Source organism: Rhodococcus kronopolitis, assembly GCF_042654025.1.
Taxonomy (GTDB): Bacteria; Actinomycetota; Actinomycetes; order Mycobacteriales; family Mycobacteriaceae; genus Rhodococcus_G; species Rhodococcus_G kronopolitis.
The window spans coordinates 384,839-400,975 of sequence record NZ_JBHSFO010000003.1 but is presented as its reverse complement, the minus strand read 5'-3'; the positions used below and the strand labels follow the sequence as shown (position 1 = coordinate 400,975).

15 protein-coding genes are annotated in these 16,137 nt (G+C 69.8%); 7 read left to right on the top strand and 8 right to left on the bottom strand.

What is annotated here, in order from left to right:
• Window positions 1-88: 88 nt before the first annotated feature.
• The 5 genes from hsaA (at window position 89) to ACFO6S_RS08440 (ending at window position 4,498) form a co-directional block, all read left to right on the top strand.
• Window positions 89-1,264, top strand: a complete 1,176-nt coding sequence (hsaA, locus tag ACFO6S_RS08460; RefSeq protein ID WP_378415908.1) for a 3-hydroxy-9,10-secoandrosta-1,3,5(10)-triene-9,17-dione monooxygenase oxygenase subunit — start codon at window positions 89-91, stop codon at window positions 1,262-1,264.
• 11 nt (window positions 1,265-1,275) lie between these two features.
• Window positions 1,276-2,157, top strand: coding sequence for a 4,5:9,10-diseco-3-hydroxy-5,9,17-trioxoandrosta-1(10),2-diene-4-oate hydrolase (gene hsaD, locus ACFO6S_RS08455; RefSeq protein WP_378415906.1), 882 nt, complete (start codon window positions 1,276-1,278; stop codon window positions 2,155-2,157).
• The gene (hsaC, locus tag ACFO6S_RS08450; protein WP_378415904.1) at window positions 2,157-3,059 is read left to right on the top strand and encodes an iron-dependent extradiol dioxygenase HsaC; all 903 of its coding nucleotides are present in this window, start codon (window positions 2,157-2,159) and stop codon (window positions 3,057-3,059) included. The genes hsaD and hsaC overlap by 1 nt, the downstream gene beginning before the upstream one ends.
• Window positions 3,056-3,631: a 3-hydroxy-9,10-secoandrosta-1,3,5(10)-triene-9,17-dione monooxygenase reductase subunit gene (gene hsaB, locus ACFO6S_RS08445; RefSeq protein ID WP_378415902.1), complete on the top strand. Its 576-nt coding sequence runs from the start codon at window positions 3,056-3,058 to the stop codon at window positions 3,629-3,631. Before hsaC ends, hsaB begins: the two co-directional genes overlap by 4 nt.
• 162 nt (window positions 3,632-3,793) lie before the next feature.
• Window positions 3,794-4,498, top strand: a complete 705-nt coding sequence (locus ACFO6S_RS08440) for a hypothetical protein (protein ID WP_378415901.1) — start codon at window positions 3,794-3,796, stop codon at window positions 4,496-4,498.
• A 97-nt stretch (window positions 4,499-4,595) separates the two neighbouring features.
• On the opposite strand, the gene ACFO6S_RS08435 is transcribed toward ACFO6S_RS08440, so the two are convergent.
• The 8 genes from ACFO6S_RS08435 to ACFO6S_RS08400 form a co-directional block, all read right to left on the bottom strand.
• A complete protein-coding gene (locus ACFO6S_RS08435; RefSeq protein ID WP_378415899.1) occupies window positions 4,596-6,653 on the bottom strand; it encodes a neutral/alkaline ceramidase in 2,058 nt (685 codons plus the stop codon).
• A 228-nt stretch (window positions 6,654-6,881) separates the two neighbouring features.
• On the bottom strand, window positions 6,882-7,625 hold the full coding sequence (locus ACFO6S_RS08430; protein WP_378415898.1) for an acetoacetate decarboxylase family protein: 744 nt from the start codon (window positions 7,623-7,625) through the stop codon (window positions 6,882-6,884).
• 180 nt (window positions 7,626-7,805) lie between these two features.
• Window positions 7,806-8,153 (bottom strand): DoxX family protein, encoded by a 348-nt coding sequence (locus tag ACFO6S_RS08425; protein WP_378415896.1) that lies wholly within the window; start codon window positions 8,151-8,153, stop codon window positions 7,806-7,808.
• Between the two features lie 188 nt (window positions 8,154-8,341).
• A complete protein-coding gene (locus tag ACFO6S_RS08420) occupies window positions 8,342-9,472 on the bottom strand; it encodes an acyl-CoA dehydrogenase family protein (RefSeq protein ID WP_378415894.1) in 1,131 nt (376 codons plus the stop codon).
• A complete protein-coding gene (locus ACFO6S_RS08415; protein ID WP_378415892.1) occupies window positions 9,469-10,425 on the bottom strand; it encodes an acyl-CoA dehydrogenase family protein in 957 nt (318 codons plus the stop codon). Before ACFO6S_RS08415 ends, ACFO6S_RS08420 begins: the two co-directional genes overlap by 4 nt.
• Complete coding sequence (locus ACFO6S_RS08410) at window positions 10,422-11,582, bottom strand: acyl-CoA dehydrogenase family protein (RefSeq protein ID WP_378415890.1); 1,161 nt, start codon at window positions 11,580-11,582, stop codon at window positions 10,422-10,424. Before ACFO6S_RS08410 ends, ACFO6S_RS08415 begins: the two co-directional genes overlap by 4 nt.
• A gap of 2 nt (window positions 11,583-11,584) precedes the next feature.
• Window positions 11,585-12,394, bottom strand: coding sequence for an enoyl-CoA hydratase (locus ACFO6S_RS08405; protein ID WP_378416121.1), 810 nt, complete (start codon window positions 12,392-12,394; stop codon window positions 11,585-11,587).
• 92 nt (window positions 12,395-12,486) lie between these two features.
• Window positions 12,487-14,040 (bottom strand): FadD3 family acyl-CoA ligase, encoded by a 1,554-nt coding sequence (locus ACFO6S_RS08400; RefSeq protein WP_378415888.1) that lies wholly within the window; start codon window positions 14,038-14,040, stop codon window positions 12,487-12,489.
• A gap of 45 nt (window positions 14,041-14,085) precedes the next feature.
• Between ACFO6S_RS08400 and ACFO6S_RS08395 the strand changes: the two genes are divergently transcribed.
• Both ACFO6S_RS08395 and ACFO6S_RS08390 read left to right on the top strand, forming a co-directional pair.
• Window positions 14,086-15,291, top strand: a complete 1,206-nt coding sequence (locus tag ACFO6S_RS08395) for an acyl-CoA dehydrogenase family protein (protein ID WP_378415886.1) — start codon at window positions 14,086-14,088, stop codon at window positions 15,289-15,291.
• A complete protein-coding gene (locus ACFO6S_RS08390) occupies window positions 15,288-16,097 on the top strand; it encodes an SDR family oxidoreductase (RefSeq protein WP_378415884.1) in 810 nt (269 codons plus the stop codon). The genes ACFO6S_RS08395 and ACFO6S_RS08390 overlap by 4 nt, the downstream gene beginning before the upstream one ends.
• Window positions 16,098-16,137: the final 40 nt, after the last annotated feature.

Below are 16,137 nucleotides of genomic sequence, written 5' to 3'. Positions count from 1 at the left end.
CTCGCAGGTTGGGCGTTTTCTCGACACAAATGTGAACGTGTTCTAGTCTCAGAAGAACAGCCAACCACCAACACTTGAGGGAGTACCAGTGGGTGAGCACGACAGCCGCGCGGTGATCGAGAAGGTTCAGAAACTGCTGCCGACCCTGCGCGAGCGCGCGCAGGAGACCGAGGATCTGCGGCGCGTCCCGGACGCCTCGATCAAGGAGCTTCAGGAGGCCGGCTTCTTCCGGCTCCTGCAGCCCGCGCAGTGGGGTGGCTGCGAGGCCAACCCGGTGGACTTCTACACCGTGGTCCGTGACATCGCGAGCGCCTGCGGTTCGACCGGCTGGGTGGCGGGCATCCTCGGCGTGCACAACTGGCACCTCGCGCTCTTCTCGCAGCAGGCGCAGGAGGACGTGTGGGGCAAGGACCGCGACGTGCGGATCTCGTCCTCGTACGCGCCGATGGGCGCGGGCGTGGTGGCCGAGGACGGCTACCAGGTCTCCGGCTCGTGGGCCTGGTCGTCCGGCTGTGACCACGCGGACTGGGTCGTCGTCGGCGGACCGGTGATCAAGGACGGCCGCCCGGTCGATTTCGGCAGCTTCCTGATCCCGCGCTCCGACTACCAGATCGACGACGTGTGGAACGTGGTCGGCCTGCGCGGCACCGGTTCCAACACCGTGGTCGTCAAGGACGTCTTCGTGCCCAAGCACCGCTTCCTGAGCTTCAAGGCGATGAGCGACCTGACCGCTCCCGGCCTCGAGAACAACACCGCGCCGGTCTACAAGATGCCTTGGGGCACCATCCATCCCACCACCATCTCCACCCCGATCGTCGGCATGGCGTTCGGTGCCTACGACGCGCACGTCGAGCACCAGGGCAAGCGCGTGCGCGCGGCCTACGCCGGCGAGAAGGCGAAGGACGACCCGTTCGCCAAGATCCGGATCGCCGAGGCGTCCAGCGACATCGACGCGGCCTGGCGTCAGCTCTCCGGCAACGTCGCCGACGAGTACGCCCTTCTCCTCGCCGGCGAGGAGGTCCCGATCGAGCTGCGCCTGCGCGCCCGCCGTGACCAGGTCCGGGCCACCGGCCGCGCCATCGCGTCCATCGACAAGCTCTTCGAGAACTCCGGTGCGACCGCGCTGCAGAACGGCACCCCGATCCAGCGCTTCTGGCGCGACGCGCACGCCGGTCGCGTGCACGCCGCCAACGATCCCGAGCGCGCCTACGTCATGTTCGGTGGCGCCGAGTTCGGTCTGCCGCTCGCAGACACGATGGTCTGAGGGGTAGACACATGACGACAATCGAGACCGGCGAGCTCACCTACGAGTCGACCTCGCGCTTCGCGCAGGTCCGCCCGGACCTGAAGCTGCACTACCACGAGGCGGGTGTGGGCAACGGCCCCACGATCGTGCTGCTGCACGGCGGCGGACCGGGTGCCTCCTCGTGGTCGAACTTCGCGAAGAACATCCCGGTGCTGGCCGAGAACTTCCACGTGCTCGCGGTGGACCAGCCCGGCTACGGGCTCTCCGACAAGCCGTCCGAGCACCCGCAGTACTTCGTGCACAGCGCCTCGGCGCTCAAGGACCTGCTCGACACGCTGGAGATCACCGACCGGGTTCACCTGCTCGGCAACTCCCTCGGTGGCGGCGCGGCCGTGCGCTTTGCGCTGGACTACCCGGACCGGGCCGGCCGGCTCGTGCTGATGGGCCCCGGCGGGCTGAGCGTCAACCTGTTCGCACCGGACCCGACCGAGGGCGTGAAGAACCTCGGCAAGTTCAGCTACCAGCCGACGCGCGAGAACCTCGAGGCGTTCCTGCGGATCATGGTCTTCGACCAGAAGCTGATCACCCCCGAGTTGGTCGACGAGCGGTTCGCGGCCGCCAGCACCCCGGAGTCCCTGGCCGCGGCCAAGGCGATGGGGAAGTCCTTCTCCGGAGCGGACTTCGAGCTCGGCATGCTCTGGCGCGAGGCGTACAAGCTGCGTCAGCGGGTGCTGCTGATCTGGGGCCGCGAGGACCGGGTCAACCCGCTCGACGGTGCGATGGTCGCGCTCAAGATGATCCCGCGCGTGCAGCTGCACGTGTTCGGCGGCTGCGGCCACTGGGCGCAGCTCGAGAAGTTCGACGAGTTCAACAGGCTTGCAAGTGATTTCCTCTCCGATGGGGGCAACTGATGGGTATCCGTTCACTCGCCTACATGCGCATCGAGGCCACCGACATGGCGGCCTGGCGCGACTACGGGCTCAAGGTTCTCGGCATGGTGGAGGGCAAGGGCACCAACCCCGACGCCCTGTACCTGCGGATGGACGACTTCCCGGCCCGCCTGGTGATCGTGCCGGGCGAGAAGGACCGGCTGCAGGTCTCCGGCTGGGAGACAGCCAATGCCGCTGAGCTGCAGGAAGTTCGGGACAACCTGTCCGCCGCGGGGGTGGCCTTCAAGGAGGGCACCGCAGAGCAGCTGCAGGACCGGCGCGTCGTCGAGCTGATCACCTTCGAGGACACCTCCGGCAACACGCTCGAGGTCTTCCACGGCGCGGCACTCGAGCACCGGCGCATCGTCAGCCCCTACGGGCACAAGTTCGTGACCGGCGAGCAGGGCCTGGGCCACGTCGTCCTCACCACCGACGACGACGAGGCGTCGCTGCGGTTCTACCGCGACGTCCTCGGTTTCAAGCTGCGCGACTCGATGCGTCTGCCCCCGCAGATGGTGGGCCGTCCGGCCGACGGTGAGCCGGCCTGGCTGCGCTTCCTCGGCTGCAACCCGCGGCACCACAGCCTCGCGTTCCTGCCGCTGCCGAACCCGACCGGAATCGTGCACCTCATGGTCGAGGTCGAGAACTCCGACGACGTCGGACTCGCCCTGGATCGGGCGACCCGCAAGAAGGTCAAGATGTCGGCCAGCCTCGGCAGGCACGTCAACGACCTGATGCTCTCGTTCTACATGAAGACGCCCGGCGGATTCGACATCGAGTTCGGTTGCGAGGGCCGCGAGGTCGAGGACGAGAGCTGGATCGCGAGGGAGAGCACGGCGGTCAGCCTGTGGGGTCACGACTTCACGGTGGGAATGAAGCCGTGAGTTCCCCCGATGCGGTGACTCCGGCGCTCGACCCGCGGCAGTTCCGGACGGTGCTGGGCCAGTTCTGCACCGGAGTCACCATCATCACCACGATCGACGACGGCGAGCCGGTGGGTTTCGCCTGCCAGTCGTTCGCGGCGCTGTCGCTGGACCCGCCCCTGGTGCTGTTCTGCCCGACCAAGGGCTCGCGCTCCTGGGCGGCGATCGAGCGCAGCGGCAAGTTCTGCGTCAACGTGCTGGCCGAAGAGCAGCAGTCGGTGTGCGCGCGCTTCGGCTCGCGCGAACCGGACAAGTTCGCCGGGATCGGCTGGACGCCGTCACCGTTGGGTTCGCCGATCATCGACCAGTCGCTCGCTCACATCGACTGCACCGTCGAGACCGTGCACGACGGCGGTGACCACTACGTGGTCTTCGGTCGGGTCTCCTCGCTCAGCGAGATCAAGACCGAGCGTCCGCTGCTGTTCTACCGTGGGCAGTACACCGGGATCGAGCCGGACAAGACGACGCCGGCGGCCTGGCGGGACGACCTCGAGGCGTTCCTGACGGCGACGACAGAGGACACCTGGCTGTAGGTGCCCGCACAACAACAGAAGAGGTAAAGCGTGGTGCGCGTAACTGCCGGACGACGAAAGACGTTGGCGCGGGTTGCGATCGGTGCACTCACACTTCCCCTGATATTCGCCGCACCCGCTGCAGCCCAACCGGCTGCAGCGGGTGCGGCGCATGTGGGGGTCGTGGAGGCACACTCGTGTGCCAACCTCGGTGTCACCATCCCGCTCGACCCGGCGCAGGCCGAGCGGGCCCGTGCGGTGCTCCCGCCTGGATTCGCCCTCGCCGCGATGCCCACGATGCTGGTCGAGACCTCGACCTGTGCGGGTGCGAACGTCAACGGGACCGAGATCGGCCGGTTCCACCTGTCCGAGGCCGCGCTGTCGGTCGAGCCGCCGCGGCCGGTCTCCTCGCCGCGACTGGGCGAGGTGGTCGCCGAGAACATCTACATGCTCTCGCAGTTGGACACGAATGTGCTGCTGTCCGAGTTCAAGTCAGGCCTCGGCTACCGGAACGAGCGCGTCGAGATCTCCCTCGATCTCGGCGCGCCCTACCAGCTGGGTCGGCAGGCGTCCGCGTCGGCCGGCGGCGTGCTGGCGCCCACCACCGCCACCGCACAGCTGACCCCGTCGCTGTTGCCGGACTCGGTGCGGGTGCCCAACCCGGGGATTGTCTACAAGCTGTGGACCCGGGACGCCCAGGGGCGCTACGTGGTCACCACGAACGCGAACATGACCATCGACCGACCGGCCTCGGGCGTCGGGACGGTGAACGTGCCCGAGGGCACCGTGCTGGCGCGGATCCTGGGCGGTCGCAGCGCGACCGGGGTCGCCTTCTCGGGTCGCGCCGAGCGCTTCGTCAACGACACGTTCGTGTTCCCCGCGGGGTAGCGGTTCGAACCGTCCCCGTCGACACCGAAGGGCCCCTGCAACGCAGGGGCCCTTCGGTGTTCGCGGCGCGGCCGCCGGTGCGGCCGTGAGGAGGTGCCTACCCGACGGTGAACTCGCCGGAGGTGCCGGTGAACGACGACACCTTCCCGGCCCCGTCCTTCTGGTCGCCGAAGAGCGTGACCCGGTAGGTGCCCGCCTCCGTGTCGGAGGGGACGTCCCAGGTGATCCGCGCGACCGAGCCGTGCTGGCCCACGCGGCGCCAGCGGTACTTGGTGGACCAGGAACCGTCGTCGGCCACCCGCACCCAGTCCGCGCCGGTGCGACGCTGGATCTCGAGGAAGGTGCCGTTGCGGCGCTGGTTGTTCTTCGGGTGCCCGGTGACGAACTCGACAGCCATCTCGGTGCCGGGGGCCACCTGTGCGGCCGGCTGCACCAGCACGTCGCCGTAGGCGTGACCGGCCACCGGCTCGTCGAGGTCGACGTACTGCATGGCGCCGGGCTGGACCGCGGACAGGTCCCGGGGAGCGGGCCCGCGCGGTACCTCGGCGCCGGTGCGCAGCGCGGCCGCCAGCGCGGCGTAGCCCTGCTGGTAGGCAGGCAGTGTGTACCGCCCGAACAGCGTGGAGCCGCCCTCGTACTGCTGGGAGTCGTACTCCTCCGGGGTGGTGCAGTAGCTCGAGTAGGAGTTCGCGTAGCCCTGGAAGATCACATTCTCCAGCGGGACCCCGAGCTCGTCGGCGACCGTCCGGCGGATCCGCAGGCCCGAGACGATGGTGTACTCGGCAGGCCCGCCGACGACGTAGATGTCGCCGATCCGGATGATCTGGATCTTGAGCACGTGGGGGACCCAGCCGTCCGGGGGCAGCAGCCCGACCGGGACCACGACCAGTTTCGGCGCCTGCGCGTCCGCAAGCCACTGCGGGGTCGGCATGTCGGTGCCGCCGAACGCGTCGATGATCGGGTTGCGGGTGCCCTCCGGGAAGATCGGGATGGCCGGGCCGTCCTCGGTGCTGCCTGCGGCCATCGCGGCGCCGATGCAGGCGGGGGAGGTGTTCTGGACGGTGCCGTCCGGGGTGAACCGGCCGTCGACGCGCTGAGCGGCCATGTCCAGGTACATCATCCGGCTGTCCACGGCGAGCTTCGACAGGGGCGCCGCGTCGCGGAAGGCGCTGCGCGCCGCGACCAGCTGGCGCTCGCCGATGATCCGGGCGTTCTCGAACTCGTCGTCGGTCGGGCCGCGTCCGGGCTCGAGGTCGAGGTTCGGGGACATGTCGCCTGCGTTGGTCTGCGGGAAGCAGGCGACGAACTCCGGGGCGCCTGCGAGGTAGTCGACGCCTGCGACGTCGTGCTCCCAGAAGTACGCGGCCGCGCCCTTGTTGTCGCCGGAGATGAGCAGGTTCTCGTTGGTCAGCGACGCGCAGTGGGTGGGGAACCAGGCGATGCCGCCGACGTTGGTGTCGGCCTGACTGATTCGGAGCACTCGCATGGCGGTGTCGATGCCGAGCGGGTAGTAGTCCTTGTCCGCCTGCGGGTTCCGGTCGAATGCCGCCCGCGAGCGGTTGACGGAGGCGTCCGAGAGCGTGCTGCGGCCGTATGCGAGGGCGCCCGGGGCGAGGTTCTCGTGGGCGGCGACGATGGCCTCGACCATGCCGTCGACCTCGGCCTGGAAGGCCAGCGGCTGGAACCCGAGGGTGGCCAGGCTGTAGGCGTAGTCGTGGCTCGACCCGCCGCAGGCCGCGTGCGAGTGCACGGCCGTGAGCATGACGTTGCGCTCGGTGTACCGATCGCCGAAGCGCTCGGCGAGCCGGGCCAGCACTGCGTCGTGCACGGACTGGAAGACCATGCAGGTGTCGGCGCAGGTGTAGACCACCCGGTTGTCCTGTGCGTCGGCGAACACGTACGCGCGCACCCGGGTGCGCTGGTGCAGGCCCTCGGCGCGCTGGGAGAACTCGGAGTAGCCCATCATGCCGTTCTCGGCGATGGGGCCGGTGACGTCGGACAGGCCGACGCCGACGCGGAAGCCGCCCGCGGCCGGCGTGGTGCGCACGCGCTCGGCGGCTCGCGGTTGGGCTGCGGCGGCATGGCCTGCGCCCAGCGTCGCCAGCGCCGGTGCTGCTGCGGCACCGGCGAGCACGCTGCGTCGACTGATCGTCACCAGGAATTCCTTTCGGAGGCAGGGAAGGGCGCCGAACTGGTCAAGCGTCCAGTGAGACAGCACACACCAATCGGCGCCGGTTGGCAAGGGCCGGGCGAGAGTTCCGCAGGGTGATCGATCCGACGAGCATCCGTGGTGCTGAACGAGACTCGATCGTGTCGAAGCGCTGTCTGCATGTCGACCGGGGCAATCCGGACAGGGTGACGACAGTCGTCGAGTCCCGGGTTGTCACGCCGACTGGGCCTCGCCGAAGGTCATCCCCAGGTTCTCGATGGTCGAGGTCATCAGCGCCCGCCGCGGCAGCCCGAGGGCACGCAGCTCGTCGGCGATCGGATGGGTCCCCAGACGCAGCTCTGCACCGCCGATCCGGGAGCGGACGCCGCTGGGGTTCATCTCCCATGCGGTGTGGCGGGTGAGGCCGTCGAGATGCGTGTATGCCGTCAGCGCGGTGCCTGCCCCCGATCCGGGCAGTGAGACACCCGGTTTGACGCTCAGCGTGGCGATCAGGCGGCCGTCCTGGCTGACGGTGGCGTTCTTGACCTTGCCGGTGTGGTCGGCGTCGAAGTCGGCGATCGTCTTGGGGAATCCCCAGATTCCACGGCCGGCGGCCATCGTGAACTCGCCGTCGACGGGCAACTGGTGGATCAGGGTGCCCGCCTTGCCCGTTGCCAGGGCCCTGAGATCCTGGGCGAGCGAGCCGCCGCGCACCCGGTGGTCGCGCACCATGAACGCGACGCCGAACTCGTTGTACGGGCCCAGGTCTCCGTCCACGTAGTCGACGAGGACCAGGACGCAGAGGCCACGGCCCGGCCGGAACTGCAGGATCTCGAGCCCGGAGTAGTCGATCAGCGACTGTGCGGCGGCGGTCGGCACCGAGTACATCGCCATGAAGGCCGACGACTTCCGGACCTCGACCGGCATCCGGACCTGCCTGCCGAGCACCTCGTGGCTGGTTCCGTGCTGCCCGGTCATGGCGCGGTCACCGCGCGTCGGCCGTCGGTGCACGGCACGGACCTGCTCCACCGGGTGCCTGCTGTCTTCGCCTCCACCGCGTACTCCTCCTCGTTCTGCAACCCGTTCTACCACCGGGTGCGGATTCCGGGCGGGCCAATGGCCCAGAAGGGGCAGGCGTGCGGGCAGCGGTGCGCAGGCTCAGGCGGCGAGGGCGATCAGGACCGCGGCCGCGAGGGCGACGATCGCCAGGACGCCGGCGGGGGCGACAGCCTTGTCGTTCGCGCGCACGTGCATGACCACGGCGCCGAGGAAGTAGGCGGCGACGCCGAGCGCGGCGGCGAGTCCGATCGGCCACCAGAACAGTCCGACGATCAGGCCCACCGCGCCTGCGAGTTCGGCGATGGCGAGCATCCACATCTTGTCGACGGGGAAGTTCACGTTGGTCATGCTCTCGACCTGCATGTCGCTCTTGGTCAGCTTGCCGACCGCGGAGAAGGTCAGAAGGAGGGCGAGCAGCACGGACACGATGGCGGCGGCGGCGAACATGGGTGACTCCTTGTGGATCGGGGCCGACACGCGTCGCGGCCCCTCCGGAAGAACGAGTACACCGTGAAACCTACCGCCGCTCGGACGGGCTGGGCCAGTGCTTCCGAATTGCCGGATTGCCCGGCGTTGCAACGACGAGGGCCGGCCCGGAAGAGATCCGGACCGGCCCTCGGCCGCAGTGGGTTCGATCAGGCGGTCAGGCCGGCTGCCGACCCCATCCGGGCCAGGTACGCCCGCGGCTGCCCGAAGAGCTGGGCACTGCCGTGCGCACGCTTGAAGAACAGCTGGGCGTCGTGCTCCCAGGTGATCGCGATGCCGCCGTGCAGCTGGATGCTGTCCCCGGCCACGGCCTGCAGGGCCTCCGAGCAGTACACCTTGGCGACCGCCGCGTCGACACCCACGCTCGGTGCGCCGTCGGCGAGCGAACGCACCGCCGCGTAGGACGCGGAACGAGCCGTCTCCACCTGGAAGTACAGGTCCGCCATCCGGTGCTTGAGCGCCTGGAAGCTGCCGATCGCCCGGCCGAACTGCACCCGGGACTTCGAGTACTCGACGGTGTCCTCGAGAGCCTTGGCCGCGGCGCCAACCTGCTCGGCGGACAGTGCGACGCAGGCGATCTCGCGGACCCGCTCGAGCGCCGCGGTGCCGTCCGCGGTGAGCAGTCGCGCGGACGCCCCGGCGAACTCGACCACGGCCAGCGAGCGGGTGGTGTCCATCGTCGGCACCCGGCGTCGGCTGACCGACTCCTGCGTCGGGTCGACCTCGAACAGTGCGACCGCACCGTCGATGGTGGCGGCGACGACCAACACGTCCGCGTAGGACCCGTCCAGCACGAAGTGGCTGGCGCCGGTGAGCGCGTACGCGTCCCCGGACGCCGACGCCGTGACGCCTGCGCCGGTGGTGTCCCAGGCGCCCGACGCGTCGGTCCAGCACAGGGCCGCGATGGACTCGCCCTCGGCGATACCGGGAAGCAGCCGCTCGCAGGCGTCGGTGTCACCGCTGGCGAGGATCGCCTGTGCGGCGAGGACGACAGAACCGAGCATCGGCGTCGGGGCCAGGACGGCGCCGAGCTCCTCGAGCACCACGTGGGTCTCGACGGCGGTGGCGCCGATTCCGCCGAACTCCTCGGGGATCGCCAGTGCGGCGACCCCGACCTGCTGGCACAGCAGGTCCCAGAGGGCGGCGTCGTAGCCCAGCTCCGAGTCCGCGGCCGCGCGGACGGCGGTCGGCGTCGCGTGCTTGGCCAGCAGCGCCTGCACCGTCTTGCGCAGCTCGAGCTGCTCCTCGGTGAAGGCGCCGACGGCGGCGACGGCGCTCACAGTGCGTCCACCACTCGGCCGCGGTGCAGGGCGGGGGTGCCCCATGCGGTCAGCAGCGCGCGGGTCTTGGTCAGCCACAGCGACAGGTCGTGCTCCTGCGTGTAGCCGATTGCGCCGTGCACCTGCAGGGCGATCCGCGACGCGTGGTACGCGGCGTCGCCGCAGGCGACCTTCGCGGCGGCGACGTCGCGGCGGGCGTCGACCGAGCCGTCGCGCACCGACATCGCGGCACCGCGCAGCAGCGGCCGGGCCATCTCCAGCTTCACCGCGACACCCGCCAGGTGGTGCTTGATGGACTGCTGGCTGCCGATCGCCTTGCCGAACTGCTTGCGCGCCTTGGCGTACTCGGTGCTGAGCTCGAGCATGGTCGAGCCGAGTCCGATCAGCTGCGCGGCCGTGGCCAGTGCGCCGAGGTCGAAGGCGTGCTCGGTGTCGGCGGTACCCAGCGACTCGGTCGCGGTGACGACCGAGAGCTTGCGGGACTGGTCGACGGAGACCTTCGACTCGCCGGCGGTGGCCAACGAGACGTTCTCGCCCTCGACCAGCAGCACCAGGTCGGCGACGTTCGCGTCCACCGCGAACGGCACCCGCGGCGGGGCCGCGACGGTGGCCAGGCTGCCCTCGGCCAGCGCCGAGAGCCGCTCGGGTGCAACGGCGGCCAGCAGGGTGGGGGCCACGGCCAGGGTCTCGGCCACCGGGCCGGGCATCGCGTGCCGGCCCAGCTGCTCCACCGCGACCACCAGGTCGATCGCGTCCGCGCCGATGCCCTCGTGCTCCTCGGGGATGATCAGCGCGTTGAGGCCGGTCTCGGCCAGTCGCTGCCAGACCTTCAGGCCGGGCTCGGTGTCACCGGCGTTCCAGGACCGGACAACCGCCGGCAGGTCGGACTTGGTCAGCAGCGAGTCGATGCTCGCCGCGAAGTCGGTGTGCGAAGAATCGAGTGCGAATCTCAACGGTCTGCCTTCGGTAGGCCGAGCAGTCGCTCAGCGATGACGTTCTTCTGGATCTCGTTGGTGCCGGCGTAGATCGGACCGGAGAGGGAGAACAGGTAGCCGTCCATCCACGAGTCGAGCAGCTCCGACTCCGGGCCCAGCAGGTCCAGCGCGGTCTCGTGGGTCGCAACGTCCCACTCGGACCAGAAGACCTTGTTGATCGAGGACTCCGCGCCGAGCTGGCCGCCGTCGGCCAGCCGGGTCACGGTGCCCCAGGTGTGGAGCTCGTACGCGCGGGAACCGATCCAGGCGTCGGCGACGCGGTCGCGCAGCGCGGTGTCCGAGGGATCGCCGTTGCGCTTCCACAACTCGACGAGCCGGTCGGTGGCGGCGAGGAAGCGGCCCGGGCTGCGCAGCGACAGACCACGCTCGTTGGAGGCGGTGCTCATCGCGACGCGCCAGCCCTCGTTGACCGCGCCGATCACGCCGGACTCGGCGGGGTTCGCCGGGTCGTCGGGGACGAAGACGTCCTCGAGGAACACCTCGGCGAAGCCGGGCAGCCCGTCGAGCTGGTCGATCGGACGCACGGTGACGCCCTTCGACCGCATGTCGAACATGTAGTAGGTGATGCCCTTGTGGCGCTGGGCCTCCGGGTCGGAGCGGAACAGGCCGAAGCCCCAGTCCGCGAAGCTGGCGCGCGAGCTCCAGGTCTTCTGGCCGTTGAGCAGCCAGCCGCCGTCGACCTTGGTCGCGGTGGCGCGCAGGCTGGCGAGGTCGGAGCCGGACTCCGGCTCGGACCAGGCCTGGGCCCAGATGTCGTCGGCACGGGCCATGCGCGGCATGATGCGTGCGAGCTGCTCGGGCTTGGCGTGCTCGAAGAGCGTGGGCGCCAACAGGAAGATGCCGTTCTGGCTGACCCGGCCGGGTGCGCCGGAGCGGTAGTACTCCTCCTCGAAGACGACCCACTGCTCGAGAGTGGCGTCGCGGCCGCCGAACTCGGCCGGCCAGGACACCACCGACAGGCGGGCGTCGGCGAGGGTGCGTTCCCACTGCCGGTGCGCCTCGAAGCCCTCGGCCGTGTCCATGTGCGGCAGCGGCGTCGTGGGGACGTGCTCCTTGAGGAACGCGCGCACTTCGTCGCGGAATGCGACTGTGGCGTCGTCGAAGTCGAGATCCACTACTATTCTCCAGCCTTCTTCATCGTCGCGGCTGTGCCGCGCTTCATTGCTGTGGCGTCCATGCCGCCCAGGGGCCCCATGCCGATTTCGGCGTTGTGTGCGTGCGCGAAGTGGTGCAGACCGAACACCGAGTCCATGCCGGCGCGCACGCCCATCAGGTCCTCGCACTGGTTGACGGCCTTCTTGGTGAGCGCCAGACCGAACTGCGGCATGGTCGCAATCCGCTCGGCCAGGTCCATCGCGGTGCCCTCGAGCTCCTCGCGCGGGACCACCCGGCTGACCATGCCCCACTCGTACGCGCGTTGCGCGCTGAAGCGGTCACCGGTGAACAGGATCTCCTTCGCCCCGCGCACCCCGAGGACCCACGGGTGCGCGAAGTACTCGACACCGGGAATGCCCATCCGGACAACCGGATCGGCGAAGAAGGCGTCGTCGGAGGCGACGATGAGGTCGCACACCCAGGACAGCATCAGCCCGCCCGCGATGCAGGCACCGTGCACCATCGCGATGGTCGGCTTGGGCAGCTCTCGCCACCGCCGGCACATCCCGAGGTAGACCTCCATCTCACGGGCGAACCGCTGGTCGCCGCCCTCGCGGTCGACGTGGTCCCACCACATCACGGCCTTGTTGTCGTAGTTGACGTGGTGGTCGCGGCCGACGGTGCCGATGTCGTGGCCGGCGCTGAAGTGATCGCCGTTGCCTGCCAGCACGATGGCGCCCACCTCGGGATCCTCGACCGCGCGCTGGAAGGCGGCATCCAGGGCGTACGTCATCACCGAGTTCTGCGCGTTGCGGAACCGCGGACGGTTCATGGTGACGACCGCGACCTGGCCGCGCACCTCGTAGGTGACGACCTCGCCCTCGTCGGGGACCGGTCCCGCGGTGGGGGTGCCGGCGTCGGCACTCACGAATTCGCCTCGCGGAGTTCGTTCTTGAGCACCTTGCCGGACGGGTTGCGCGGCAGCGAGTCGACGATCCGCACGCTGCGCGGGATCTTGAAGTTCGCCAGGTGCTCCTTGCAGAAGGCGAGCACCTCGGCCTCGTCGAGGGTGCGGCCCGGCTTGGCGACGAGGTAGGCGCAGCCGACCTCGCCCATCCGCTCGTCCGGGATGCCGATCACGGCGGACTCGGCCACCGCGTCGATCCGGGCCAGCGTGTTCTCGACCTCGGCGGGGTAGACGTTGAACCCGCCCGAGATGTACATGTCCTTGAGCCGGTCGGTGATGTCGAGGTAGCCGCGCTCGTCGAGCACGCCCACGTCGCCGGTGTGCAGCCACCCGTCGGCGTCGATGGTCTTGGCGGTGGCCTCCGGGTCGTCGAGGTACCCGAGCATGATGTTCCCGCCGCGGACCAGGATTTCACCCTGCTCGCCGATCCGGACCTCCATGCCGGGCACCGCGCGCCCGGAGCTGGTCGAGACGGTGACCGGGTCGTCGTCGGTGCGGCACATGGTGGCCACCACCGCCTCGGTCTGGCCGTACGCGGTGAGCACCGCCTTGTAGCTGAGCTCGGACTGCAGTCGCTCGACGAGAGTGACGGGGACCGCGGCGGCGCCGGTGATGGCGATCCGCAGGCTCGACAGGTCGTAGTCGTCGCGGGTCGGCAGGTCGAGGATCGACTGGTGGATGGTCGGCGCGCCGGGCACGATCGAGATCCGCTCGGCCGCGATGGTCGCCATCACGGTGGGCACGTCGAACAGGGCCATCGGCACGATGGTGGCGCCGTGCAGCACGCACACCAGGAACCCGGCCTTGTAGCCGAAGGTGTGGAAGAACGGGTTGATGATGAGGTAGCGGTCGTCGGAGGTGACCTCCGCGCAGGCCGCCCAGTCCCGCGCCACGCCGACCGTCTGGCGGTGCGCGGTCATCACGCCCTTGCTCTTCCCGGTGGTCCCGGATGTGAACAGGATGTCGGCGAGGTCGTCCGGGCCCACCGCGGCGGCGCGGGCGTCGGCCACCTCGGGCGCGACCGACTCGGCCAGCGCGTCGAGGGCGGACCACTCGATCACCCCGTCGGCCTGTGGCGCGTCGTCGAACGGGATCCGGATCACCGTGTGCAGGTTGTCGAGGTCGCCGGGCGCGGCGGCCCGGACCAGCTCGGCGTAGCGGTCGGCCTTGAGGAACGGCCCGACCACGAACATCGCCTTCGCCTGGGTGCGGACCACGAGGTCGAGGGCCTCGCTGCCGGTGTAGCGGGTGTTGATCGGGACGATCACCGCGCCGGCGAACTGGGCCCCGAGCGCCGCGATCACCCAGTGGTGGGTGTTCGGCGCCCAGACTGCGACGCGGTCGCCGGGCTCGATGCCGCGGGCGATCAGCGCCCGTGCGGTGGTGCGGACGCGGTCGAGGAGGTCGCCGTATGTGAGCCGGGTGTCCCCGTCGGCCATTGCCTCCGCATCGCCGAACTCTCTGGCCGCGCGCAGCAGGGCTGCGGGGGTGGTATTCACTTCACTGGTCACTGGACTCCTCTACAAAGCAAGTGCTTGGTAGGTTACTCTACCGGTGTGGATGTAAGCCAGGGGCTGGACTCAGCCAAAGACGACGACCAGTTCGCCGCCACCGTTCGCGAGTGGCTGGCCGACAACCTCACCGGCGAGTTTGCCGAGCTGCGCGGCAAGGGTGGACCCGGCCGTGAGCACGAGGCCTTCGAGGAGCGACTGGCCTGGGACCGCCATCTCGCGGCCGCCGGCTGGACGTGCCTCGGCTGGCCCAAGGAGTACGGCGGCAAAGAGGCCACGCTGAGCCAGCAGGTCATCTTCCATGAGGAGTACGCCCGCGCCGGTGCGCCCGCCCGGGTCAGCCACCTCGGCGAGGAACTGCTCGGCCCGACGCTGATCGCGTTCGGCACCGAGGAGCAGAAGCGGCGCTTCCTGCCCGGGATCAACAACGTCACCGAGCTGTGGTGCCAGGGCTACTCCGAGCCCGGCGCCGGCTCCGACCTGGCCGCGGTGACCACCTCCGCGCGCCTGGACGGCGACCAGTGGCGGATCAACGGCCAGAAGGTGTGGACCTCGCTCGCGCACCTGTCGCAGTGGTGCTTCGTCGTCGCCCGCACCGAGCCCGGCTCGCAGCGGCACAAGGGCCTGTCCTACCTCCTGGTGCCGATGGACCAGCCGGGCATCGAGGTCCGGCCGATCGTCCAGCTCACCGGCACCTCCGAGTTCAACGAGGTGTTCTTCGACGACGCCCGCACCGACGCGGACCTGGTCGTCGGCGAGGTCGGTCAGGGCTGGGGCGTGGCCATGGGCACGCTCACCTTCGAGCGCGGCATCTCGACCCTCGGTCAGCAGGTCGGCTTCGCCAAGGAGCTGTCCGCGATCGTCGAACTGGCCGAGCGCAACGGCGCCGCCCAGGACCCCGTCATCAAGGACAAGCTGACCCGGGCCTGGCTGGGCCTGCAGGTGATGCGGGCGCACGCCATGCGCACCCTGTCCTCGGTCGACGCCACCGGCAACGGCGGCGAGGCGTCCGTGGCCAAGTTGCTGTGGGCCAACTGGCACCGCGGCCTCGGCGAACTCGCCATGGAGGTGGCGGGGGCGCAGTCCCTGCTCGCCGGTGACGGCGCGTTCGGCGCCGACGCCGACCTCAGTGACGAGCAGCGCCTGTTCCTGTTCAGCCGCGCCGACACCATCTACGGCGGCTCCAACGAAATCCAACGAAACATCATCGCCGAGCGCGTGCTCGGACTTCCCCGAGAGGCACGCCCGTGACCGCACCCGTCAAGTCCCCCCTGTCCGCTGTTCCCGAGGAGATCGAGGGCCACAACCTGCTCAAGGGCAAGAAGGTTGTCGTCACGGCCGCCGCAGGCACCGGCATCGGCTTCGCGACCGCCCGTCGCGCGCTGCTCGAGGGCGCCGACGTGCTGGTCTCCGACTTCCACGAGCGTCGCCTCGGCGAGACCGTGGACAAGCTCGCCGCGGAGTTCCCGGGCCAGCAGGTCACCTCGTTCGTCTGCGACGTCTCGAGCACCGAGCAGGTCGACGCACTGATCGCCTCCGCAGCCGAGCAGCTCGGCCGGATCGACGTCCTGGTCAACAACGCCGGCCTCGGCGGCGAGACCCCGGTCGTCGACATGACCGACGAGCAGTGGGACCGCGTCCTCGACATCACCCTCACCAGCACCTTCCGCGCCACCCGCGCGGCGCTGCGCTACTTCAAGTCCGTCGATCACAACGGCGTCCTGGTGAACAACGCGTCGGTGCTCGGCTGGCGCGCGCAGCACTCGCAGGCGCACTACGCCGCGGCCAAGGCCGGCGTCATGGCGCTGACCCGTTGCAGCGCGATCGAGGCCGCCGAGTACGGCGTCCGGATCAATGCCGTGGCCCCGTCCATCGCCCGGCACGCGTTCCTGGCGAAGGTCACCAGCGAGGAGTTGCTCGACAAGCTGGCCGAGGGCGAGGCCTTCGGCCGCGCCGCCGAGGTCTGGGAGATCGCCGCCACCATCGCGATGCTGGCCAGCGACTACACCACCTACCTCACCGGCGAGATCGTCTCGATCTCCAGCCAGCGCGCGTAGGCGTCGGTCGGGCGTCGGCCCGGCCCCGCAGTGCTGCCGA